Annotated in this window: 22 protein-coding genes; 7 read left to right on the plus strand and 15 right to left on the minus strand. The window is 42.5% G+C overall.

The features are described 5' to 3' along the window. Positions 1 to 443 precede the first annotated feature (443 nt). Positions 444 to 1,031: a leucyl/phenylalanyl-tRNA--protein transferase gene (aat, locus tag VB732_RS32545; RefSeq protein WP_323234970.1), complete on the minus strand. Its 588-nt coding sequence runs from the start codon at positions 1,029 to 1,031 to the stop codon at positions 444 to 446. Positions 1,032 to 1,138: 107 nt separating this feature from the next. Here aat and VB732_RS32550 point away from each other — a divergent pair, with 107 nt between their 5' ends. After that, the gene (locus VB732_RS32550) at positions 1,139 to 1,468 is read left to right on the plus strand and encodes a hypothetical protein (RefSeq protein WP_012410384.1); all 330 of its coding nucleotides are present in this window, start codon (positions 1,139 to 1,141) and stop codon (positions 1,466 to 1,468) included. 133 nt (positions 1,469 to 1,601) lie between these two features. Here VB732_RS32550 and rpsN read toward each other — a convergent pair whose 3' ends face one another. From rpsN to VB732_RS32575, 5 genes are all read right to left on the minus strand, one after another. Then, positions 1,602 to 1,904: a 30S ribosomal protein S14 gene (rpsN, locus tag VB732_RS32555; protein ID WP_114081875.1), complete on the minus strand. Its 303-nt coding sequence runs from the start codon at positions 1,902 to 1,904 to the stop codon at positions 1,602 to 1,604. 76 nt (positions 1,905 to 1,980) lie between these two features. Further along, positions 1,981 to 2,670 carry an endonuclease III gene (gene nth, locus VB732_RS32560; protein WP_323234971.1) on the minus strand — a complete coding sequence of 230 codons (690 nt, stop codon included), beginning with the start codon at positions 2,668 to 2,670 and terminating at the stop codon, positions 1,981 to 1,983. Beyond that, positions 2,646 to 3,746: an RIP metalloprotease RseP gene (gene rseP / locus VB732_RS32565; protein WP_323234972.1), complete on the minus strand. Its 1,101-nt coding sequence runs from the start codon at positions 3,744 to 3,746 to the stop codon at positions 2,646 to 2,648. Before rseP ends, nth begins: the two co-directional genes overlap by 25 nt. Positions 3,747 to 3,863: 117 nt before the next feature. Continuing rightward, a complete protein-coding gene (serS, locus tag VB732_RS32570) occupies positions 3,864 to 5,144 on the minus strand; it encodes a serine--tRNA ligase (protein WP_323234973.1) in 1,281 nt (426 codons plus the stop codon). Between the two features lie 205 nt (positions 5,145 to 5,349). Continuing rightward, positions 5,350 to 5,928 carry a DUF3611 family protein gene (locus tag VB732_RS32575; protein WP_323234974.1) on the minus strand — a complete coding sequence of 193 codons (579 nt, stop codon included), beginning with the start codon at positions 5,926 to 5,928 and terminating at the stop codon, positions 5,350 to 5,352. An 825-nt stretch (positions 5,929 to 6,753) separates the two neighbouring features. Here VB732_RS32575 and VB732_RS32580 point away from each other — a divergent pair. Together VB732_RS32580 and VB732_RS32585 are read left to right on the plus strand one after the other, a co-directional pair. After that, positions 6,754 to 7,101: a PadR family transcriptional regulator gene (locus tag VB732_RS32580; protein ID WP_323234975.1), complete on the plus strand. Its 348-nt coding sequence runs from the start codon at positions 6,754 to 6,756 to the stop codon at positions 7,099 to 7,101. Positions 7,102 to 7,153: 52 nt separating this feature from the next. Beyond that, positions 7,154 to 7,684 carry a cofactor assembly of complex C subunit B gene (locus VB732_RS32585; RefSeq protein ID WP_323234976.1) on the plus strand — a complete coding sequence of 177 codons (531 nt, stop codon included), beginning with the start codon at positions 7,154 to 7,156 and terminating at the stop codon, positions 7,682 to 7,684. Between the two features lie 438 nt (positions 7,685 to 8,122). Here the strand turns inward: VB732_RS32585 and VB732_RS32590 are convergent, their stop codons facing one another. Then, a complete protein-coding gene (locus VB732_RS32590) occupies positions 8,123 to 8,440 on the minus strand; it encodes a DUF3155 domain-containing protein (RefSeq protein ID WP_323234977.1) in 318 nt (105 codons plus the stop codon). Between the two features lie 286 nt (positions 8,441 to 8,726). Between VB732_RS32590 and VB732_RS32595 the strand changes: the two genes are divergently transcribed. After that, positions 8,727 to 10,067 (plus strand): ATP-binding protein, encoded by a 1,341-nt coding sequence (locus tag VB732_RS32595; RefSeq protein WP_323234978.1) that lies wholly within the window; start codon positions 8,727 to 8,729, stop codon positions 10,065 to 10,067. Positions 10,068 to 10,121: 54 nt separating this feature from the next. On the opposite strand, the gene VB732_RS32600 is transcribed toward VB732_RS32595, so the two are convergent. The 4 genes from VB732_RS32600 to VB732_RS32615 form a co-directional block, all read right to left on the minus strand. After that, positions 10,122 to 11,363, minus strand: coding sequence for an S-layer homology domain-containing protein (locus VB732_RS32600; RefSeq protein ID WP_323234979.1), 1,242 nt, complete (start codon positions 11,361 to 11,363; stop codon positions 10,122 to 10,124). A gap of 490 nt (positions 11,364 to 11,853) precedes the next feature. Then, positions 11,854 to 12,567 carry a conjugal transfer protein TrbI gene (locus VB732_RS32605; protein WP_323234980.1) on the minus strand — a complete coding sequence of 238 codons (714 nt, stop codon included), beginning with the start codon at positions 12,565 to 12,567 and terminating at the stop codon, positions 11,854 to 11,856. 626 nt (positions 12,568 to 13,193) lie between these two features. Continuing rightward, positions 13,194 to 13,916 carry a choice-of-anchor K domain-containing protein gene (locus VB732_RS32610; protein WP_323234981.1) on the minus strand — a complete coding sequence of 241 codons (723 nt, stop codon included), beginning with the start codon at positions 13,914 to 13,916 and terminating at the stop codon, positions 13,194 to 13,196. Positions 13,917 to 14,204: 288 nt separating this feature from the next. Further along, the gene (locus VB732_RS32615; RefSeq protein WP_323234982.1) at positions 14,205 to 16,364 is read right to left on the minus strand and encodes a tetratricopeptide repeat protein; all 2,160 of its coding nucleotides are present in this window, start codon (positions 16,362 to 16,364) and stop codon (positions 14,205 to 14,207) included. Between the two features lie 403 nt (positions 16,365 to 16,767). Between VB732_RS32615 and VB732_RS32620 the strand changes: the two genes are divergently transcribed. Next, positions 16,768 to 17,034, plus strand: a complete 267-nt coding sequence (locus VB732_RS32620) for a hypothetical protein (protein ID WP_323234983.1) — start codon at positions 16,768 to 16,770, stop codon at positions 17,032 to 17,034. Positions 17,035 to 17,124: 90 nt separating this feature from the next. Here VB732_RS32620 and psb34 read toward each other — a convergent pair whose 3' ends face one another. The 4 genes from psb34 to VB732_RS32640 all read right to left on the minus strand — a co-directional run bounded on the left by psb34 (position 17,125) and on the right by VB732_RS32640 (position 20,378). After that, the gene (gene psb34, locus VB732_RS32625; protein ID WP_323234984.1) at positions 17,125 to 17,304 is read right to left on the minus strand and encodes a photosystem II assembly protein Psb34; all 180 of its coding nucleotides are present in this window, start codon (positions 17,302 to 17,304) and stop codon (positions 17,125 to 17,127) included. A gap of 197 nt (positions 17,305 to 17,501) precedes the next feature. Continuing rightward, entirely contained in the window at positions 17,502 to 19,526 is a 2,025-nt protein-coding gene (gene thiO / locus VB732_RS32630) for a glycine oxidase ThiO (RefSeq protein ID WP_323234985.1), read from the minus strand. A 113-nt stretch (positions 19,527 to 19,639) separates the two neighbouring features. Continuing rightward, entirely contained in the window at positions 19,640 to 20,023 is a 384-nt protein-coding gene (locus VB732_RS32635; protein ID WP_323234986.1) for a hypothetical protein, read from the minus strand. 16 nt (positions 20,024 to 20,039) lie between these two features. Beyond that, a complete protein-coding gene (locus tag VB732_RS32640; RefSeq protein ID WP_323234987.1) occupies positions 20,040 to 20,378 on the minus strand; it encodes a 2Fe-2S iron-sulfur cluster-binding protein in 339 nt (112 codons plus the stop codon). A gap of 75 nt (positions 20,379 to 20,453) precedes the next feature. Between VB732_RS32640 and cimA the strand changes: the two genes are divergently transcribed. Continuing rightward, positions 20,454 to 22,145 carry a citramalate synthase gene (cimA, locus tag VB732_RS32645; protein ID WP_323234988.1) on the plus strand — a complete coding sequence of 564 codons (1,692 nt, stop codon included), beginning with the start codon at positions 20,454 to 20,456 and terminating at the stop codon, positions 22,143 to 22,145. A gap of 164 nt (positions 22,146 to 22,309) precedes the next feature. Further along, positions 22,310 to 22,876 carry an exonuclease gene (locus tag VB732_RS32650; protein WP_323234989.1) on the plus strand — a complete coding sequence of 189 codons (567 nt, stop codon included), beginning with the start codon at positions 22,310 to 22,312 and terminating at the stop codon, positions 22,874 to 22,876. The last annotated feature ends 42 nt before the right edge of the window (positions 22,877 to 22,918 follow it).

Below are 22,918 nucleotides of genomic sequence, written 5' to 3' on the forward strand. Positions count from 1 at the left end.
GATGAATTAAAAAGACTGGCATCCTGCTTGTTTTTATAAAAAAAGCCCCTGGGTATTATTCCAGGGTGCATACACGTTTTTCAGGCATTAACAGGCTGAATAATAACTTTCTAAGATAGTTATTTCTACTATCTATAGAATGATACAAATATTGAACTGTATATGGTAGTGATGATTTTTTGTTGTTATGTATGAACAATTAAACTTAACATATAGTAAAGGTCTAATTTCATAAAAAATTAGCCGCATCATGCGTCATATTTTGATTGGATTAAACTTCAAATTATGCTGTAATTATTTGTATATTTAATATTTAGGTTAATTTTGCTCTTATTTATTTAAGGTATAAAAGCAGAACTCAAAAATAGGGTGCAAAAGTATACACAGTAGAGGCAATTTTACGCTTTATTTGGTCTATTCTGGCTTAGTTCTTGCCGCAGACTTTAGTCCGATGAAATTAGCAGAGAACACCGACGGCGCAATGCTTGCTTGAGTAAAACTTGATATTCTTCATCCGTAACCCGATAAGCGCCAAATCTCTCCAAATGCGGATTCATCATTTGGGCATCGAAAAACACAAATTTCTTCTGACGCAATCTTTCTACCAACTTTACCATCGCCACCTTTGAACCTTCGGGAATGCGGTAAAACATCGACTCGCCAATGAAAGCACCGCCAATAACAATTCCTAAAATGCCCCCAGCTAATTTGTCACCTTGCCAAGTTTCAAAACTAAAAGCATAACCACTTTGGTAAAGTAGCCAGTAAATCTTTTGTAATTCCGGTGAAATCCAAGTTGTTTCGCGGTTAGCACACCCAGCTACCACAGCTTGAAAATCCCGATTAATCGCTACACTAAAACGTTCTTGATTCAAAACACGCTGCAAAGACTTGGGGTAGCGAAACCGTTCATCCAAAGGAATAAAAGTCCGATCGCGGCTTCCGTACCAACTCAGGCGATCGCGTTCATCAGCCATGAGAAAATAGCCTTGTGCATAACCATCAACAATAGCAGCGATATCATATTGCATAAATAAATATAAAAAAACACTCTTAGAAACGCGATTTGATGTTACCAATCAACCTCAGCGTTCCTCTGCGTTTCCCTCCCCGTCCCTCTGCGTTTAAAATAAAAAAAATGACTCAACCAATTCCACCCATCACCCTACCACCACCCGAAAACCCTCTCCTCGAAGGTGAATGGTTACGAGAACGCTTACAACGGTGGCTAGATACAGAATTTATCCCCGAAGCAGTAAACCAAAATATTGCCCAACGAGCAGCCCAGATTTTTGTGCGTCAACGTATGGAAGGAGAAAATGACCTTGGTTCTCTGGTAATTGCCATTGTCACAGAGATGCAGTCCTATGATTTTTCCAATAGCTTCTATGGAGAGTTTGCGATCGCCAACGCCGTCAGCGATCTACTCTTAGAAAGTCTGGGAATTGATAAGTGTTGTGGTCAATAATATTTTGTCATTTGTCATTTGTCCTTTGTCATTTGTTCTTTACCAATGACTAATGACCCTTACGGGTTCGCCAGTCACTCATGGGGGAAACCCCCAAGACCGCGCTGGCTCACTAATGACTAATGACTCTTAACTACCAGCTAGACTTAACAACTCCAGGCAAAAGACCTTCATGCGCCCATTCTCGTAGTACGTTCCGAGAGAGTCCGAAATCGCGGTAAACTCCTCTAGAACGACCAGTCAACCAGCAACGGTTGCGGTGGCGGGTGGGCGCACTATTCCGGGGTAGCTGTTGAATCTTCCGGTGGATTTCTAGCTTATCCAAAGGAGATGCTGCGCTTCTGAACTCATCCAAAAGGGCTTCCCGCTTGTCAGCATACTTTTCTATCAACCTGGTGCGCTTTTTCTCGCGCTCAATCATGCTCTTTTTAGCCATATATTCTCTAACTTATTTAAAGACACCGTTTTCCATTCTACAGTCTCTCCATCAATTCTGGGGTTACTTATGTTGCTTACCCTACAACCACTGGCTTATTGGCTACAGGGCATAAATCAGCAAGCTCACACGCAACACAAACTGGAGAGCGGGCTTTACAGATAGCACGACCGTGATAAATTAACCCAATTGACCAATTTTCCCAATCAGGTTGCGGCAATAAACCCATTAAATCTTGCTCAATCCGAACCGGGTCTTTTGCTTCAGTTAAACCCAGACGTTGGCTGAGGCGCTTGACGTGAGTATCTACTGTCACGCCAGCATTAATGCCATAAGCATGAGCCAGAACTACATTTGCTGTCTTCCGCGCCACACCTGGAAGCTTTAACAACTGTTCCATTTGGTTAGGAACAACAGAGTTAAACTCGGTAACAATCATTCGACAGGCGGCTTGAATGTTTTTGGCTTTATTGCGATAAAACCCTGTGGAACGTACCAAGCTTTCTAATTCTACCAAGTCAGCGATCGCTAAACTCTCAGCATCAGGGAACCTTCCAAATAAAGCTGGTGTAACTTTATTTACCCGCTCATCAGTACACTGAGCGGAGAGAATCGTTGCCACGAGCAGTTGTACTGGCGTTGAGTAGTTCAAAGAGCAAGTAGCATCTGGATAAAGACGCTTCAGACGAGCTAAAATTTCTAGCGATCGCTGCTTTTTAGATAATGATTTGCGGGTAGTAATCACTGGAACAATTTTTGTACCCACTCCAATTGGCTAGTTAATTGAGTAGTTTCTTTGACGATCAGAAAAATTCCTAACCCTAAGAGTAATACCAAACCAGTTTGCATTACGCCTTCTTGAATCCGGGACGGTACAGGCTTACCGCGCAAACCTTCAATCAGCAGAAAAGCTAGTTGTCCGCCATCCAATGCAGGTAAAGGCAAAATATTGATAATAGCCAAGTTAATGCTGATAATTGCCGCAAAAGACAACAGATTTACGCTATTATCTTCAGCTAATTTTGCACCTATTTTGACAATATTAACTGGCCCAGAAACTTGTCCAGCAGTTTGTTGAAAGTTGGTAATCAACTGTCCAAAACCGCTTACCGTCCCAACAAATAATTGTTGAAATCTATTAGCAGCAAGACCGAAAATTTCAAAAGGACTATTAGGACGGCGATAAATTGCTGTAGCATTTGGACTAAGTGCCACGCCAACTACACCTTTACCATCGGCTCCCAGTTTTGGTGTTAATTTTATGGATTGTTGTTGGTTCTCACGCTGAATTTTCAGTTCGATTTGCTGATTGGGATGAGTTTGAATTTCTTTAGTCAGCAAAGGAGTTGATTTGTCAGAAGCCGGGAGTTCTTGACCGTTCACAGCCAGAATAATATCTCCTTCCCGAATTCCTGCTTGATAGGCAACAGATTCTTGATTAACAGGCTGTACAATCACACCAGCTTGATAGTTTAATTCCTTGGGAATACCAACGATACCCAATTGCAGAACCAGCACCAAATAGGCAAATATTAAATTTGCAATCACTCCAGCACTGATAACGATCGCCCTGTCTAAAACTGGACGATTACGCAGCAGATTTGGGTCATTGGGTGGAATATCGCTATCAGGGTCATCATCGGGAAAGCCCACAAAGCCGCCCAAGGGAAAGGCGCGGACAGCATATTCGGTTTGTGAACCTTGGTACTTCAAAAGAACTGGGCCAAAACCCAAAGAAAAACGGTTAACGAGAATGCCTTGAGAACGGGCTGCAACAAAATGTCCCAACTCGTGTACCAAGATCAAAACAGCCAAGACTGCGATCGCTGCTAAAACTGACATAGAACAAATTACTGAAAATATTAAGCTATAGTTATCTCCATTCTAATTGGGCATTGGGCATTGGGTATTAGTCATTGGTCATTGGCAAATAACAAAGGACTAATGACTAATGACAAATCACAATACTTCGCGTCCCAAATAAGGTTGCAACACTTCTGGTATCTTCACTGTCCCATCAGGTTGTTGATAATTCTCTAAAATTGCCGCCATCGTCCTTCCCACCGCCAAACCCGAACCATTGAGGGTATGTACGAACTGAGTACCTTTCTTTCCCGCCTCTTTGAAGCGAATATCAGCCCGTCTTGCTTGGAAATCTATAGTATTGGAACAGCTAGAAATTTCGCGGTATTTGCCAGAAGAAGGCAACCAAACCTCTAAATCATAAGTTTTGGTAGAGGCAAATCCCAAATCTCCAGTACTTAAATTTACTACTCGGTAAGGCAATCGCAACGCCTGTAAAATTGCTTCTGCATTCCCTACTAATTTCTCCAATTCATCAAAAGATGTACTGGGTTCGACAAATTTCACCATTTCCACCTTGTTAAATTGATGCAGGCGAATTAATCCCCGCATATCGCGCCCATAGCTACCAGCTTCGCGGCGAAAACAGGGAGTAAAAGCGCAGTGGTAAATAGGTAAATCTTCAGCAGCGAGAATTTCACCCCGATAGAGATTTGTAACCGGAACTTCAGCCGTAGGAATCAGCCACAAATCATCATCAGCACATTTAAAGCTTTCTTCCGCAAACTTGGGTAACTGACCAGTCGCCGTCAAAGACTCGGTATTCACTAACAGAGGTGGACTAACTTCCACATACCCAGCTTGAGTATGGAGAGTCAGCATAAATTGAATTAATGCCCTTTCCAATGCCGCGCCAGCGCCCATCAATGTCACGAAGCGACTTTGGGCAACTTTTACAGCCCGTTCAACATTGAGAATACCTAGCTTTTCACCAATTTCCCAGTGAGGGAGAATATTCGGATTTTGGGGAATATACTCATCACCCCAATGCCGCACTTCTACGTTATCTTCCTCATTCTTCCCAAGAGGTGTAGAGTCGCTTGGTAAGTTGGGAAGTGCCAACACAAGTTGAGCAATTTGAGCTTTGAGGTCTTTTTCCTGGGGTTCCAGTTGGCTCAACGTCACTTTGACAGAGTTACCTTCATCGCGCAAAGCTTGAATTTCTGGGTCTTGAGGATTAATCCCAGATTTAATCTTTTGCCCAACAAGTTTACCGATTTCGTTGCTCCGAGCTTGGAGTTGACTGCGTGTCCCCTCCAGTTCTCGTTGTTGCCGATCTAACAGTAGAATCGGTTCAATGTCGTATTTACCACTACGACTATTCAATCGTTCTTGAACTAATTGCGGATTTTCCCGTATTTGCTTAATATCCAGCACAGATTTTTCTCAGTTTCTTGCCTAAAATCTTCCTGTCACATTAAGCATTTAGCATATAGTAATTTTGGTTTGCTGTGACTGGAAAAACAAAGTTTATCGCAAAAATTCAGTCTCAATCTCTGAATCCAGATTTTTCCCTAGCATCAATACCAGGACTAAGAAACCACATAATGTATTTAACCAATCATGAACACAGAACTCATAACTAGGGCCGATTAATACGATTTAGTAGCCAAAGTGACGCTACAAGCCCTGCAAAATGTGCTGATACAGTGTTGGTATTTGCCTGTACTACAAGCATATCTAGACCGCTAATAATGCGGGTGGGGTCAAAAAATTGTGTAGTTATAGCTTGAGGAGATATGGATCTTGCTACCAGTGTACCAACGATCGCCTGCGCCCCCAAAAGAGTTACCAGTGTTCCCCCTAAATTTACCCACAGCCCTAAGCGTAATACTTGCACAGTCTCGCTTTTGCGAGGGCGGTTGCTGGGATTGGAGGATTCCAATTGCTTGCCAATTCTAGTGTAACGGTAAGCTAAATAAATGCCCCCGCCCAAAATAACCAGTCCACAAATTGCTAAAAATACGCCAAAGCCAGTCCCAGGATTATTACTAGGACTACCAGTTCTTTGATTGAAGATGGCGAATAGCAACACAATTATGCTAGAAACAACGCCTAGTACTAGCTGAATCCAGAAGCTAATCCAACCTGTAAGGCGAAAGGTTTGGGCGATTGCCCGCAAAGTTGAGGAAGATGATGGAGCATCGGGAGTCTGTGGCATACTGATCGCTAATGTGATGGGCGCTTTTAAAGAATACAAGAGATAGGGATACGGAGAACTTTGTTCAGAGGTATTGCACTCCGCGTCTTTAGCCTCCTAGTCTTTGCGTCTTCTTTGATAAATTTACTATCACATTTATCAGATCGGACAAGAGATTCTGTTGTCTGGTGAATCAGTAATGCTTACTACTTAAGTCTGTCCACGGTCGTAGCAGCTTTAAACCAGACATATCCCTTAGAGGTTGTTTGAAAAGTCTAATTTCTTACTTGCCTCGGCGATTGGAAATCGCAGCTATACAGGCAAAACCTGCCTCCGCAGGTTAAAAAACCTTGATTTTGTATTAGTCCACGGAGGTGGACTTTGTTTGTGTAGTAGCGAATTCTATTCGCCCGATACTTTTCAAACATCCTCTTAGCTTAAGTTTTTATAATTTACATTGGGAAAATCACTGTAAAACAAAGTGTTTATTAAGTTTTACAGACAAAATTGCATTTTACCTGTAAAATTTCTTCGGTGGCGTTTTATTGCTTAAGCAGTTCTAACTAGCTTGGCATCAGTTGACACCAAGATAGTGACTTTGCCAATCTCTGTTCGCTCCTCACCACAACCTATTTAGCTTGGGTAACGGGTACGTTTTTTGTACCCCTAAAACTTGCGAACTCCTCTCACAGCTTCACAGGCGTGAGTAATCATTTGGTATTTACGCTTTGGAACTTTAGTCTAAGTAGCATTATATATTTATTACTCACTTGGCAGTAGCACTGTATACTGACTACAAGGATTGTAGACCTTACCATAAGGCATTTTTTTAGCCATTCACTAACCATGAAACTTGAGGATATATATCAATTCTTTGAAAATCCTCCGCCAACTTACCTTTGTCAGGAAGTAGCAGTCTGTTACATACTGTCTGTTTTGTTACAAGGTGAATCCTACGGAACCGAGTTGATTGAGAAATTAGAAACTGAATATCCAACCCATCGGCTTTCGGATACCGTACTTTATAGTGCAATCAAATTTCTGGAAGACCAAAAGGCAATCACTGGATATTGGAAGAAACTGGAAGGACGAGGACGACCCAGGCGAATGTACCAAGTTTCTCCAGAATGGCAAGTTCAAGCGCAGGATTTAGCTTTTCAATGGCTTAACTACATCAACAGCAGGACAAAGTAACGAATAATTGATAATGAATAAGTCTCCTCCAGTCAAAAACTAACAATCAGTTATGGATACTGCTATTCTGCCATCTACGTTTCTGCTAACCTTGCTGTTATCGATTGGGCTGTTTTTCTTTATTCGTGCCTCGACTAAAGACCGCATACAAACAGTGCAACTGGTATCTGAACAAGACGAAGCTGTTTTAATGTCTCAATTAAAAGAGTATTTTCGCTCCCGGTCTTATCGAGTGGCAGAGGTAGACCGAGAACAAAACAAAGTGACTTTTGAAGGGTTCGTTAGTCCTAGTTGGTTCTTAGCTATATTTTTAACTCTGCTGGCAGCGACTGGGATTGTTTGTCTATCACTAGTTGTATACCTGCTCTTTCCTAACCTCAGCGTCCCTGTTTTGGCTTTGGTACTGCTGTCGCCTTTAAGTGGTTTATTTTATTGGAAAAAATCTGGAAGACTTGAGAAGGTATCGCTCAAAGTAGAAACAACTCAGAGTAAACAAACCTCCTCAAGTAAGATCACTGTAGTTGGCCATCGAGATGAACTCGGTGAGTTACAGAAGACTCTACAGATCAAAGCTGGTGAATAATTGCTGGTTTTTTAACTATGATATGCAGACTTCTGACCCGATCTAATCTTTAGGGGATGAAAAGTAGGAAGGAGGAAATCAAGACTTCTGCTTTGTCAATTTTCCCCACAACTTATGTCGTGGGGAAAAATTTAAATTAATTAACTTAAATCCGTTGACAGAGCAAGGTTCAACAATTTACGGCATGAGAGCGCAACTTCACTAGCGCTTTTGGAGGCGCTTGGCTCCATACCCACTCCCTTCTATATCATGATACTAGTATCAACCCATGCAATATAGCCTGGTTTGAGACAAGTTGACTTTCCAACTACCTGGATTAGCCTTACTGACAAATCAGCTCCAAACTAAAAAAAAATTAAATTTTGCATAAACTTAGCAATTTTGCCAGTTAATGATAGTCAGGAGCCACATTCAATGCGTAAGATGACCATCTATGGTTCACCGACTAGCTAAAGCAAGAGCTTCTTGACCAGGCGAAGGTTCTAAGACCCTCAAACTAGGAAACAAGAAATGGTTTTCCTCTACGTATTGAGCACCAAACAGTCCCTTTTCTGCCCAGAAATAACGATCTGTAGTGTGTTCATTTCGCTTTACGAGTAGCAACGCTGGTGGCAAAATACCTTCAGCTTGAATGAATCTTCTCGCTGCGGTAACAGGTTTTTCTTCACCACTTTCGATGCTATATTGAGGCACGTGTTCCAGAATCCTCCGTCCTTCTTGACGACGGCGACTTTTCCTTTTGCGTCTCCTTGCCAACCTATTGTCCTCCTCTTTCAAGCTATAGATTGTAGTTTTAGCTACAAAATCCGTCGTCATTATATAAGTTCTAGTTCAAAATATCAATAGTTTTTAACCTTTTCATGCAAGAAAGTTAACATCTTTGAAAATAGATAAAACAAAATCACCTAAAGAAATAATCCCTTGGTACAAACCATCACTAAGAAGATTTTAGTTAAGCTTTATTGAATGAGTGAGGTAAAAATTAAGTATCCTCTCTTATCATCATGCCTCAAAATCTGTAATCTTGAGCAAGAACTAAAAAATGTTAATGTCTGCCAGTTCCGATTTTATTGCTCTGTGTCGAGAGCAAATAGCGCTGCTAACCCAAGGGTTGGGAGCAACGTTAAGTATTGTGTATCTGACACAAGAATTGGTAGAGACTCCTTCAGGTGAGGCCAAGCTGATTCCTGTGGTAATTTACCCGGAAACGGCATTATTGCCGCCAGGAGAAGAAACTGCTGAAACGACATTACATAAGCAACTTCAAGTTGGAAATGTGTTGAGATTACCTAACGATCGCAGAAGGTTATTAACAGCAGAATCAGAATCTTCAACCTCGTCACAGGACTCTGAGGCATCTCAACCCCATCTCAAAGAAGAATATCTCTTTAGTGGCAACCAAATTGTTTTACCTCTGGTTTATGAGGGCGTGATGATGGGGTTACTGGTGACGGGTAGGCAAGACCGGGTATGGAATGAACACGAGGAAAGCCAGATTCAACGGATAGCCCAAACATTAGCGATCGCTTGTATTTTAGATCAACGACGGGCATGGCTTGAACAGCAGTTGCATGAGCAACAAATTCTCCAAGAAAAACAGAGGGATTTGTTAGATAACCTGTTACATCAGTTTCGTAACCCATTAACGGCATTGCGGACTTTTGGAAAGCTTCTATTGAAAAGGTTGCGGCCAGGAGAGGCCAACCGAGATGTAGCAAATAGTATTGTGCGGGAAAGCGATCGCCTCAAAGAATTGCTGCAACAATTCGATCAAGTAATTGACTTGACAGAGACAGATTTAGCACCACTACATCTGCCCGAACGTGAAGTATTTGTGGAAGCAACTATCCAAAAAGATGCTAAACCACCGTTATTATTGCCGGGAACAGGAGATAAGGCAGTTGACTGCTCATTAGCAGATATATTAGAACCATTATTAATATCAGCCAAAGCAATCGCCCAAGAGCGAAAGTTAAAACTAATAACTGAAATTCAACAGAATTCACCGCTAGTACGTGCCAATATCAAAGCATTGCGAGAAGTTTTAACTAACATCATTGATAATGCCTTGAAATATACTCCCCCTGGTGGCAAAATTTTGATTCAGGCGGGGCAAGAAAAAGCTAATTTTCAGGGAATTACGATCAGTGACAACGGGCCTGGCATTCCACCCGAAGATTTAAAGCATCTTGGAGAACGTCATTATCGGGGCGTACAAGCGCAAACAGAAATCCCTGGCACTGGTTTAGGGTTAGCGATCGCAAAACAATTAATAGAGCAAATGCAGGGCGAAATCGAGGTTTTCAGCCCTGCAATCAACTCTAAGCTAACTTCACCCCATGCACCGGGGACTACATTTATTATTTGGTTGCCGAAAGTTTAGGATTTGTCCTTTGTCCTTTGTCATTCGTCCTTTGTAAAAACCAATGACTAATGACTATCTGAGTGAAACCAACAAGTTTTGATTGATTGTCATTTGTAAATCGGTATCTGGGTCAATGGCGATTAAGTCAACGCTATTCTTACCGAAGAACAGACCCACCAATGCACCGATACCAGCGCCACCCAGGACTTCTTCTGTGGCGATCGCGCGATCGCCTGTTACAGCAGATACCGCAGTTGCTGCACCTGCACCCAATACAGTATTTTTGACAATTGAACCAACACTAGTACCCTTCTTGACGGTTTCAGTTTTGGTAATCACTTCAGAGCTAGCGTTAAGCTGATACTCCTGTCCACTGGTCAAAACCAGTTTTTCGGCAACGAATTGAGAACCGCCTGTAGCAGGCTTGAGTTGACCAATTACTTGGCTACCAGCCGGAATCACTACAGATCCTTCTTGCGTAACCACGTTTTGGGATACTGTCAATGTCAAAGGCGCTGTTTCGTCCTTTGTAACCAGAATTTTTTCTGCCTTGTCATACTTCACAGGAATAGCAGTCCCTTGAGGAATCGTCACAGCTACGGGCGTTGGCGTAGTAGAACCGACAGCCACGACATAAGGCGAGTTAATTGCTGAGGCTTGGTTAGAACTAACTAATGCTTGGTAGATAAAAGCTGCTACCTGGGCGCGAGTAGCGGTTGCAGTTGGATTCAGGAACCTCACATTAGGATAGTTCACTACAATTTGCTTTTCAGTTGCTGCTGCGATCGGGCTACGGGCATAGCTAGCGATGTTAGATGCATCGTTGAAGTATTGCAGAGTGCTTTCGGTATTGCCGATGGGATTATATTCCAGACCGTTAGCGAGGGAAACTAAAACCTGTTGGCGGGGAATAGCTTGGTTAGGTTCAAAGCGATTACCGGGATATCCAGATAAGAAGCCAATGGTATAGGCTTGTTGAATGGCACTTGATGCCCAATAATTGCTGGGTACGTCAGCAAAATTGATTGGCGATCGCTGCTGTGATTTCTGGAAAGCTTTGTTGACCATAGCGGCAAATTGAGCGCGTGTCACCGCTTCTTCAGGACGGAAAGTACCATCAGGAAATCCGGCAATTACACCTCGCTGTGACAATTGTTGAATAAATTGTGATGCCCAATAATTAGATGAAACATCAGAAAAAGTAGTTTGAGCTAAAGATGGCGAAGCTGTAATAAAAGGCGCTACAGTTCCGACTGTGACGCTTAAAGCCATGAGTGCAGCTGTTCCAGATTGCAAACGATTTAAAGTAAACATTAGTTATTAACTCCGGTACAATTATTTTTATTACTGTTAACTAATTAGACATTTGCTAAAGTATTAGGTTCCATTAATTTTTGCTTTTTGTAAAAACCATTACTTTTGTCATATAGCCAAATCAAATAGTCAAAATCATAAAGAACGTGTCAACATAGCTCACAATAAGTAATAGTGTAATCAGCCTCTTGCACCATTCTTTTGTGAAGCTGCGCTAAATCTCTTAATTTATTATTTCTTGGCGTACTTGGCGCTCTTGGCGGTTCGTTCTTCATTTCTTGCACTATAGGCGCATCTTCATACAGAATTGGTATTACTGATAAATTAAGCGTTTCCAAAAATATGAATGCCGAATGAGACGATACAAAGACAGAATATTTGCTGCGAAATAGATTTGTTAGGGTAAAAATTAAAAGCGATCGCTCACTATAGTTAAAGTGGCGATCGCCTATTAGAGGTGATTAAATTCACGACTTGAATTGAGTTAAATTTAGTAGCGGGATGGTGGTACTAAATTCAAGTTAGAATTCAGTGTGAGCCTTAAATCCTGTGCAGGTCTAAGAACAAAAGCATTTCCTTCTTTTTTCCGTAATAGCACACTTGCACCTGCACCCGCAGCCCCACCGATGACAGGTTTTAAATCGTCAATTCTGCGGTTTCCAGTCACTAGTGAACCTAAAAGACCAGCACCAGCACCAATTGCTGCATCAGTTAAAACCTGACTTGTGTTTGGCCCCTGTGAAACTTTTTGAGTTGTGGTATATGTCCGAGAACTTGCATTAATCGATTGACGCTGACCATTAGAAAATTCTAATTCTTGAGCGACAAATCGCACGCCTTTTCCTTTATTATCATCCGTATCTCTTGAATAACTATTTAAGTCAACAGACTCTAGCCGTCCGTTTACTTTAGTACCAGCAGGAATCAAGACATTTCTATTCCTGTCGATAATGTCATTCGCTATTCTCAAGGTTAGAGATTTACTTTCCCCAGGAGCAATAGTAATTGTCTCCTTCTCATAGGTGACAGGAAAATTAACCCCAGAAGGGATGGTAACGTTTCCATATTGCCCAATTCTGTCCTGTCCAATTCTGTATTGTGCATTAGCAGGAGCTAATGTTAACAATGGGCTAGCGACGCTTGCAGTAACGGCTATTGCCATAAGTGCAGCAGTTCCAGATTTCCATTGATGTACGTGAGTCATAAGAGGGTTGTCCTTTGTGTATGTTATGTATTTAATGACGGTGATTTACTGAGTTTGTTTCTGACTGTTTTTGAACCCGTGTATAAGCGAATTCCGAAGGTAAAAGTACTCATTATCATGGGAGGTTGGAGCGATCGCTTAGGCATACCCCCTCGTAGACATCGCTCTTGAGAATTTGTATTTTGCTAATGTGCGTTACTAAAATCAAAGGTGAGATGTTTATACGACGCGAATAAGTATAATTTTGTTTCAAAATGCTATTTTATTAATCCTGTTCACATATCTAAGCCATTGGATAGACGCGAATAGGCTGACTGTGAACTCTTACTTCTATTATAGATTTATTTGCTAATTTTAGTGAAATATTTTCGCTTTTTTAACGAATAATTCACTATCTATATGGGCATTTATGATTGCTGCTGATGTTGTTTAATCTCTGCGATCGCAACTAGCCAAACTCAAATTATGTCTTGTGTGGAATATGTATGTATATAGCGGTTCTCACTTACCTGGAGTAGAGGAGTCAGTTAGGTGGACAGGTTAAGAAAGTTAAAAAAACGGGCGTAATCTTAGTAAGAATTACCGCAGAGTCCGAAAACCGCTATAAACCTCATATTGGAACCGAATCATTTTTTACGAGATACCACACATATAGCTAGCAGAGATATTCCTACTAACAGCGAAGGTTCAGGTATGGGTTTGATTTTGGCATAAATAGCTGTTTCAATTGTACCTCCTTCAAGAGCTTTAATACTTATTTGGGTAAAGTCTGGGTTAAAACTAGTTAGCTCAAACGTGTATTTATTGCCTTCAAAGGTAAAACTGCCATTACGCAGATTTGTGTCTATAAATACAAAGTCTGCATTCTCTTCAGGATCTGTTGAGTCATTAGGTGTATTTAATAGACGCAACTTGAAGTCAAAAATTTCGCTGTTTCCACTGGGAGGATTAAAAGATACATTAAGATTTAAAGGTACAGATTCAACGATTGTACCGTTGAGTACCGTTCCATTAAAATAAGTCAAATCAGCTATTTTAAATGCAGAATTGATATCTGCTGAAAATGAATTTCCGTTCAAGGTAAGTTTATTTGAGCCTGTGACTGCACACCCACTAGGAGTACTAGGACTTGGTGGACACACATTAGGATCGCCCCAAGTAAATGTGTTGCTTCCCACACCTGTATATGTGGGATTGGTATCGGTGTTTCCTAGAGTAGGTTGTCCCCATGTACCACTAGAAGTACCAGAAAAAGTAAGAGCATTGGCTTGATTAGAGATACCAAATACTGTGGTAGCACTTACAAAAAAACTAGATATAGCTGTCGCAAAAACTAAACTTAATTTCATAACTTAGGTTTCAATTCTTATCGTGGAGTTTCTCTAAACTAGATATCTAATCTACGTTAGTAAATTTACGAAAACTAGGGTAACATCATTATTGTATTTTTTTTAATATAAATATTTTAGAAAACTTTTTCTGATTAAATTACATTTATTAAGCTTACTTTATCGATTGCTTAAATACTTTACCATTTTATAATTAGCTAAACTCTTTTCTGTCGTTACCTTACTTGATGCTCTAGTTAATTGTCAAGTTGATATCAAGCTATTATGCAAATGCTTTTGAAATTTTTGCTATAACTTTGACAAAATATCTGGCAACAACTGACTAGGAACTTTAGATAAAGCCAGATTTTGCCCCTGTATTCCTAATTCATTATGAAAAGCGCGAATAGTTTTCACCACATAAGTGAAAGTTGTTTGATAAGCCTCTGATTGTTTGCTCAATGCATTTAAGGCTTGCAAATGGTAGTCTAAGGCTACTTCTAGGTGTTGAGAACGTGTTGTGTCACCATTAAATGACTTATCTATTACTAGCTGATAATGTGCAAGTCCCAGATTATTATAAGAGGCGAGTAAATCAAAGCTTAAAGGAGTACCGCTCAGGGATTGAGCTAGGGATATGGCTTCTTCGTAAGCGCTGATGCATAATTGCAAATACTTTTGCCGCCCCTCTTTAGTTGTCTGAGATAAATTTGCTAGATGCCAGTAGGCAGTACCTAGATTATTTTGTGTTGCGGCGCAGGCGCTCGGAACATTAGCTGGAGTGCGGTACTTAAGAGCTTTGTTATAAACATTAATTGCTAGCTGAAGATTTTGGACTGGTTGCTCGTATTGTGCCAGATTCCAACAGGCAGTACCGATGTTGTTTTGAATCATGCCATACTTGAGCGGCTCCTCTTCGGGGTTGTAGTGTACAAGTGCTTCGTTGTAAGCTGCGATCGCTTTCTTTAAATGCACAATCGGTTGATTGTATTGCCCTAAATGCCAGTAAGCAGTACCCAAATTGTTCTGGCAAGCTGCATACTTTAATGAATCCATATCGGCTGTACGATAGTTGAGGGCTTCATTGTAAGCTAAAATAGCTTGCTGCCAATTTTCAGATGGGTGAGAAAAACGAGCTAAATCACCATAAGCTGTCCCTAAATTATTTTGCACACGAGCGTAAGTTTCCCGATGTGTCTGCGGCGAGATCATCTTTAACGCCAACTGATAAAATTCTATTGCCTGCTCTATATAAGTTTGCCCTTCCTCAGAATTGGGTGGTGTGCGGTATAGCATCCAGTAGAGTGTACCCAAATCATTTAATATATCTGGAAGTTGTGGTGAGTTTTCGTCATAGCTAATTGCTTCTTGATAGGCAATTATTGCCACCATCAGGTTTTCGAGAGTTGACTCCCCTTGCTCAATCCGAAGACGATATAAAGTGCCCAAGCGATGATAAGCTTCTGCCAGTATCTCGCCTGAAACGAGGTTTTCGTGTAATTTTTCAATATCCAACAAAATCTGCTGCGGTTGCAAAGAATCCTCAGTATTTTCGGCAGAATTCGTGCCGATTGTTGCTATTACTAGCTCCGTTAACTCGCTACTAATATAAGATAAAGACGACAGCGATTGATTATTATTTTCGCTACCAGACCTATTAGTAGATTCCGGGGTTTGGTGTACACTGTTGTCTTGTATCTCTGCTGAGAAATCGGAATTATTTTCAAACTTGAACTCATTTGCTGCCGTTCTGAGTTCTGCTTGGTTAACTGATTCATCTAGAATCGACTGCTCAATATTCCCTAAATCCAAGCTTTTGGAACTAGAAAAACGTTCTGGATAGCCTGCATTTTGAGTTGCAGGTGTAGGTTCTCCAGCAAACACAAATACACCAGTCCGGCAACGCCAAAACTGTGGTGCTGATTGCTTGATGGCAGATAACCAAGGACGCGGTATCCACAACAGCAAGTTAGATTCTAGGAATCGGCTGGATTCTTGTGTAGAGAAAAATTGTTCACTTAAACGCAGATAGTGTAAAAATAAACGCTGTGTTGCTACTGGTTGCTTAGTGAGATGTTCCACGCCTACAATTTGAAATGCTGGTACTGGAAAAGGTCTTCCAGGGGTATCTTTTGAACCTCCTACGGTCGGTGGTGGATAATTAGCTAACCATTGATTTATCTGAACTACGGGATTGGGATCGTTTAAATTCAAACGCAATGTAACTAATCGCGGATAAGCTGGAGTGCTATTTTCTTGGGCATTTGATTGCTGATATAGCACCTGTCCGACAGGATAAGCCAATGTAGAATGCAAACGGGCCGCTACTTGATTTCGTAAGTGTAAATCGTCACATACCGCTAAAAAAAGTTGTCGTCGTAAGCCAAGACTTAGGGCAAGTTTTAGGCGGTGGTATACTTGCCGATTCCAATTAGAATTATTGTTGTGTGCAGTATCATTCACGCTCATAGCGGCTAAAGAGCCAAAACACAGTACATATCAACGTTTTGGGTGCATCCAAGTGAGCTAAAGTCATAATAAAAATGATTTTTAAGTGGATGTTATGAGGCTCAGAATAAATTAAGCTTTCAGGTCTAGCAAAATATTAAAGTATAATTATATACTTTAATGTCTAGTTCAATTTTAACAAAAAATAAAAAAGCAGGCCCCTTTTGAAATTGGAACCTGAAAAACTATAAAGAAGATGAAATTTTAGTGACGTACCTACACTGTATGCTTGCATACAGTGTAGGCTTCTCAGCGACTCCTTTATGAGGACATTGACTGAGCTTTGTTTTGAGTCCACGTCATGCCCTGCCGCAGACTATCAATTTCCTACCTTGAACCTTACAAGTTTTACTGCCCTAGATGAATGCTGGCTTATTTGCGCTATTGGACAAACCAATTGGTTACTTGTATTACCCAAGATGTGCCTACTTACTTTCGTCCTGTGCAACGGAGTCGCTTACTAATGATCGCAATGCCACTAGACAGAGGCTTTTCAGACACCAATGAGGGTGAAGCAAACCAATTGTATTATAACATATTTGCTCGTTTCCTCCATGTTCTCCTCACTCGCCTACGGCATTGGTCAGATAACTGTCGTCAACTCACTCGCATTCATGAGCCAGCGCTGTAGACGGGTTTCCCGTCGCAGGCGACTGGCATCCCCACGCTCCTAAGAGTGAGACGTGGGACTTCTGCTGAAATTAGTTAAAATGTTTTACGATTAACTGCTCTTAGAAACAAAGAAGGCGACTACAATCAACCCGACAACCAAAGCTGTGGCGGCGATTCCTAGTAAGAGATAAGTTCGTTTTTGCCCTTCGCTGGGAGGTTCTGCTTGATAAATCTTTGGTTCCCGGGCAAAATTATTCAGAAGGCCGCCTTCTTCGTTGGTATAGGGCATGAATTAATTCCTTTATCTTTATCTTCATCTTCATTTAATGTTACATAAATGCTAAATCCGCCCTAAAACTGCTATACAAATCGTTACATTGGGAATGGGGAAGAAGCAAGGGGGCAGGGAGCAGGGAGCAGGGGGACAAGGAGACAGGAGGTCAGAACTTGAAACAAGTCTTTCCCCAATTCCCCATTCCCCATTTCCTAATTAGTAATCGTCCCAGTCAGGGGTGAACTAGGACTGGCGTAATCTTTTATGGGCATCCTGCCAGCAAGGTATGCTAGGCGACCAGCAACTGCGGCTAAATTCATGGCACGAGCCATTGCTGCTGGGTTGGCAGAAAGAGCGATCGCACTATTAATCAATAAGGCATCTGCTCCCAATTCCATTGCTTGGGCGGCTTCTGAGGGGGAACCAATACCAGCATCTACAACCACCGGCACATTCGCATTTTCGATGATGATTTGGATGTTGGCGGTTGTTTTTAGCCCTTGCCCAGAACCAATGGGCGATGCTAAAGGCATTACCGTCGCACAACCTACTTCTTCTAAACGCTTGGCTAACATAGGGTCAGCGTTAATATAAGGCAACACTGCAAAACCTTCTTTAACTAGTTGTTCTGCGGCTTGCAGCGTCCCAATGGGATCTGGGAGTAAATACTTAAGGTCAGGTATTACTTCTAACTTTATAAAATTATTATCTTCCTGTCCTAACAATTTCGCCATTTCTCGCCCCAGACGGGCTACTCGAATCGCTTCTTCAGCAGTTTGGCAACCTGCGGTGTTGGGCAACATCCAAATTTTTGTCCAATCTAAGGCTTCAGCTAAACCTTCATGTCCGGGGGCTTTAGTTTGTACTCGTCGTACTGCGACGGTAACAATTTGGCAATCACTGGCGGCGACGCTTTGCTGCATTTCTTCGATGCTGCGATATTTACCAGTTCCCGTCATTAAGCGAGATTGAAAGGTTTTGCCAGCAATAATTAGCGGCGAGTCTTGAATGGGGAAAGGGGATATGGTAGGACGATTTCCATTGGAGAAATTGGCAGAGTGAGTCAGCATTGGGGTCGAGGTAGATGGCTGGGATTGGAAGCGGGAATAGTTAAAATCAGCAAGTAGAGAATCGGGCTTTTGTTCTAAAATTAAATCGGCAATCAATGCGGCTGTTACGGGTGTAAGTAGAATTCCGTTACGGTAATGACCTGTAGCAAGGGTTAAATTTTGACAGTGGCTAGTGCCAAGAATGGGCAACTCATCAGGGGTGGTTGGGCGAAATCCCCACCAAAACTCTTGGATGGGATAATCTTTTAATTGGGGATACAGCCGGATGGCAGCTTGTAATAATTTTTGAATGCCGTCTGGGGTGTTGTTGGGGGTGAAGCCAACGTCTTCGCTTGTTGCCCCAATAATTAGGCGATCGCGTCTTGGTACGATGTAAATATTCTGCCCGAATAAAACACGTTTTAAGGGCAAGTCCGGCGCAAACTCTGGTATCCGCACACTCAGCATTTGTCCTTTTCTGGGTAGCACAGGTAGCGGCAATAACTCATTTGACCAAGCACCGGAAGCTAAAACATAGTGTGCGGCGCGAATCATTCCAGCATTGGTTTGCACGCCAACCACTTGTCCTTGCTGTTGTAAAAATGCTTCTACTGTAATACCGTCTTTGAGTTCAACGCCAAGAGACTCAGCCGCCGTTCGTAATACCTGAGCTAGAGCCTTATTATCAACTTGTGCGTCTTCAGGATACCACCAGCCACCAACTACTTCATTCCCCAATCCTGGCTGATATTGATGAATTGCCTCTTTATTTAACCAGTAAGCCGGAGAAGAGGCAGGGGGGCAGGGGGAAGGGTGCAGAGGAGAGAAATTTTGCCCCTGCTCCCTGCTCCCTGCTCCCTGCTCCCTGCTCCCTGCTCCCTGCTCCCCCGCCTCTTCAAAGATGGGTGCGAGAATACCACAGGGACGGTAGCCGGTATTTAAACCAGTTAGTTCTTCTAGTTTGCGCGTCCAGTCGGGATATAAAGCACGCGATCGCAAACACAATGAACGCATTGCCCCATTAGTGATGTTTTCCGCGTCTGGGGCTAACATCCCGGCGGCGGCGTGGGTAGCGGCAGCCTGAAAGTCACGACAAAGCACGGTGACGTTTGTCCCGCGCAGTTTTAGTTCAACGGCGATCGCTAAACCAATAACGCCGCCACCAATAATTACGATCTCACTAGTCATTAGTCATTAGTCATTGATCGTTAGCCATTTATCATTAGTACATAACTAATAACTCATAACTAATTAACTCATAACTTATAACTTATAACTCGTAACTAAAGACGGATATATCGTTACCACAAGGCGCGGATTGGTTCGTTGCTTTGATTGGCATCGTTGGATGGCGTATTTTCTGTATTACTGTCAGTAGGTGATGTTAAGTCATCAGAAGGATTTTGAGCAACACTGCTTCTGTTGTCAGGTCTTGGGGCTACAATACTGCGTCTATTTTCGTTTGTTTCATTTCCTTCGGTTGTTTCATTTCCTTCGGTTGCAGTTTCTTCATTTCGACTGCCAGCGCTACTATTAACATTGATATTAGCTGGCAGGACTTTTGCTGCTTTGCCACTGGGATTGTTAGCGCTTTGTACGCCCATAGGAAAATTAATGCCTAGTAATGTACCAAGCAGAATGGCTAAACCTCCAGCCATTAAAATTAAGGGTGTCCATCTACCCATCTTGTCTTACTCCTTTTTAACCTTTTGGTGTCCACACTATTCGAGAACCTTGTCCCCAAAATCCATCAAACTTTGTCACTTTCACATCGCCTAAAACCTTAGTTTGGCAGGCTAAACGTAAGTCTGTTGTAGGAGAATGGGGAGGAAGCGAACGCCGGGCTTGATCGCGCCAGTTCGCTGCTGATACTTCGCCCTCTACCTTAACCGCACAGGTTCCACAACTGCCAATGCCCCGACAGTTGATTACCTTAGCACCGTTATTGTAGAGGTTAATACCATTTTGCAGCAAAATTGTTCGGAGATTGCTTCCGCTTACGCACTCAATTGTTTTACCTTCAGCTACTACTTTAGGCATTTTTAAACTGTCAAACAGGCTTTTTGTTGTATATTGACACATTGCCTCGAAAGTTGTCTCGTCGGTCCCAGTTTTATGACCACAAATTCCTCACCTCAACTTTGGCTCTATGACACTACATTACGGGATGGCACTCAGCGCGAGGGGCTATCAGTATCGATAGAAGATAAGTTACGCATTGCCAAGAGACTCGATCAACTGGGAGTTCCCTTCATTGAAGGCGGTTGGCCTGGTGCTAATCCCAAGGATGTACAATTTTTCTGGCAACTCCAAGAAGATCCGCTAAAACAAGCTGAAATTGTGGCTTTTTGTTCGACTCGACGGCCTAACTCCACTGCCGCAACCGAACCGATGCTACAGGATATTTTGGCTGCGGGAACTCGCTGGGTAACGATTTTTGGTAAGTCTTGGGATTTACACGTCACAACTAGCCTCAAGACGACATTAGAAGAAAATTTGGCGATGATTCGTGACACCATTGAGTACCTCCGTTCTCAAGGTCGTCGCATTATCTACGATGCCGAACATTGGTTTGATGGTTACAAGCACAATCCAGATTATGCTTTACAGACATTAGAGGCTGCGATCGCATCTGGCGCTGAATGGCTAGTCCTCTGTGATACCAATGGCGGCACTTTACCTCATGAAATTAGCCAAATTGTTCAAGATGTGGTAAGAGTGACTGGGGAATGGGGAATGGGGAATGGGGAATGGGGAATGGGGAAAGACTCTTCCCAATCACCAATCACCAATGCCCAATCCCCAATGCCCCAAATTGGAATTCATACTCATAACGATTCAGAAATGGCGGTTGCTAATGCAATAGCCGCAGTCATGGCTGGGGCAAAGATGGTACAGGGGACAATTAATGGTTACGGTGAACGTTGCGGTAATGCTAACCTCTGTTCGTTAATTCCCAATTTACAATTGAAGTTGGGTTACAGTTGTATCACAGAAGACCAGCTAACACAACTTACAGAAGCTAGTCGTTTTGTGAGTGAAGTTGTCAACCTTGCGCCAGATGAACACGCTCCCTTTGTGGGACTTTCGGCTTTTGCCCACAAGGGCGGTATTCATGTATCAGCTGTAGAACGTAATCCTCTCACTTACGAACATATTCAGCCGGAACAAGTCGGGAATCATCGCCGCATCGTGATTTCTGAACAGTCTGGACTGAGCAATGTTTTAGCTAAAGCCCGCAGTTTTGGCATTGACCTCGATCAGCTAAAAGCAGAAGCCAAGCAAATTCTCCAGCGTCTCAAGGATTTGGAGAGTGAAGGATTTCAATTTGAAGCAGCAGAGGCTAGTTTTGCATTACTGATGCACGAAGCTTTAGGAGATCGCCAGAAGTTTTTTGAAGTCAAAGGCTTTCAAGTCCACTGTGACTTGATTGAGGGGAAAGAAACTAGCAACGCCCTAGCTACAGTCAAACTCGCTGTAGACGGCAAAAATATTCTGGAGGCGGCGGAAGGTAATGGCCCGGTTGCGGCGTTGGATGCTGCTTTACGCAAGGCTTTAGTGAATTTTTATCCCCAAATAGCAACCTTTGATTTGACAGATTACAAGGTGCGGATTCTCAACGGGCATACGGGCACTGCGGCGAAAACCCGCGTGTTGGTGGAATCAGGCAATGGTCGTCAACGCTGGACAACGGTGGGGGTTTCTACCAATATTTTGGAGGCTTCCTATCAAGCGGTGGTGGAGGGATTGGAATACGGTTTGTTATTGCACTCCCAAGCTGAAGCTGTGGTGAAAGCTTCTAGCTGACAAAAGGGATATTTGGTGTGATGGAAGCGATCGCACTTTGGCGATCGCTTCCTAGGATTTTAAAGTCATTTTTTGGCAACAGGCGAGCATAACGAGGAAAACCCGTGTATTGATAAAATCAGGCAATGGTCATCAATACTGATAAAAGACAGGCAGGATAGAAGGTGACAATCGAAATCTACGTCAGCACTGATATAGAAGCGGATGGCCCTATCCCTGGGCCTCACTCCATGCTTAGTCTTGCCTCAGCTGCGTATACCGCAGACAAACAATTGATTGGGACTTTTACAGCTAATTTAGAAACCTTGCCAGAGGCACAAGGACACCCGCAAACGATGAAATGGTGGGCAAAGCAGCCAGATGCTTGGGCAGCCAGTCGAGCCGATCTTAAGCCTCCTCTGGAGGTTATGAAGTCTTACCACTCCTGGCTTGTGGCTTTACCTGGTAAACCGATTTTTGTTGGCTATCCAGCTGCCTATGATTTTATGTTTGTCTACTGGTACTTGATCAACTTTGTGGGCGATAGCCCCTTTAAATTTTCGGCATTAGATATCCGATCCTATGCGATGGCATTCTTGAAACAAAGCTACGGCAAATCCGGCAAGGATAACCTACCTTCTGCATGGTTAGAGAATCTTCCATTGGCTCACATTGCCTTGGATGATGCCATTCAGCAAGGAAGGTTATTTTGTAATCTCTTGCAAGCGAATTTAAAAAGAGAAGAAAAGTAGCTATATCATGTCCGGTTAAATAATTGTCATTGCGTACCGCTC

Source organism: Nostoc sp. UHCC 0252, assembly GCF_034931145.1.
Classification (GTDB): domain Bacteria; phylum Cyanobacteriota; class Cyanobacteriia; order Cyanobacteriales; family Nostocaceae; genus Nostoc.

What these genes read in the sequence shown, in the direction of transcription:
- VB732_RS32610 (WP_323234981.1), bottom strand. Translation starts at nt 13,916, where the DNA reads ATGAAATTAAGTTTAGTTTTTGCGACAGCTATATCTAGTTTTTTTGTA.
- VB732_RS32550 (WP_012410384.1), top strand. Translation starts at nt 1,139, where the DNA reads ATGACTCAACCAATTCCACCCATCACCCTACCACCACCCGAAAACCCT.
- aat (WP_323234970.1), bottom strand. Translation starts at nt 1,031, where the DNA reads ATGCAATATGATATCGCTGCTATTGTTGATGGTTATGCACAAGGCTAT.
- thiO (WP_323234985.1), bottom strand. Translation starts at nt 19,526, where the DNA reads ATGACTAGTGAGATCGTAATTATTGGTGGCGGCGTTATTGGTTTAGCG.
- VB732_RS32640 (WP_323234987.1), bottom strand. Translation starts at nt 20,378, where the DNA reads ATGCCTAAAGTAGTAGCTGAAGGTAAAACAATTGAGTGCGTAAGCGGA.
- VB732_RS32580 (WP_323234975.1), top strand. Translation starts at nt 6,754, where the DNA reads ATGAAACTTGAGGATATATATCAATTCTTTGAAAATCCTCCGCCAACT.
- rpsN (WP_114081875.1), bottom strand. Translation starts at nt 1,904, where the DNA reads ATGGCTAAAAAGAGCATGATTGAGCGCGAGAAAAAGCGCACCAGGTTG.
- VB732_RS32600 (WP_323234979.1), bottom strand. Translation starts at nt 11,363, where the DNA reads ATGTTTACTTTAAATCGTTTGCAATCTGGAACAGCTGCACTCATGGCT.
- cimA (WP_323234988.1), top strand. Translation starts at nt 20,454, where the DNA reads ATGACCACAAATTCCTCACCTCAACTTTGGCTCTATGACACTACATTA.
- VB732_RS32615 (WP_323234982.1), bottom strand. Translation starts at nt 16,364, where the DNA reads ATGAGCGTGAATGATACTGCACACAACAATAATTCTAATTGGAATCGG.
- VB732_RS32635 (WP_323234986.1), bottom strand. Translation starts at nt 20,023, where the DNA reads ATGGGTAGATGGACACCCTTAATTTTAATGGCTGGAGGTTTAGCCATT.
- rseP (WP_323234972.1), bottom strand. Translation starts at nt 3,746, where the DNA reads ATGTCAGTTTTAGCAGCGATCGCAGTCTTGGCTGTTTTGATCTTGGTA.
- VB732_RS32605 (WP_323234980.1), bottom strand. Translation starts at nt 12,567, where the DNA reads ATGACTCACGTACATCAATGGAAATCTGGAACTGCTGCACTTATGGCA.
- VB732_RS32575 (WP_323234974.1), bottom strand. Translation starts at nt 5,928, where the DNA reads ATGCCACAGACTCCCGATGCTCCATCATCTTCCTCAACTTTGCGGGCA.
- VB732_RS32585 (WP_323234976.1), top strand. Translation starts at nt 7,154, where the DNA reads ATGGATACTGCTATTCTGCCATCTACGTTTCTGCTAACCTTGCTGTTA.
- VB732_RS32595 (WP_323234978.1), top strand. Translation starts at nt 8,727, where the DNA reads ATGTTAATGTCTGCCAGTTCCGATTTTATTGCTCTGTGTCGAGAGCAA.
- VB732_RS32620 (WP_323234983.1), top strand. Translation starts at nt 16,768, where the DNA reads ATGCTGGCTTATTTGCGCTATTGGACAAACCAATTGGTTACTTGTATT.
- psb34 (WP_323234984.1), bottom strand. Translation starts at nt 17,304, where the DNA reads ATGCCCTATACCAACGAAGAAGGCGGCCTTCTGAATAATTTTGCCCGG.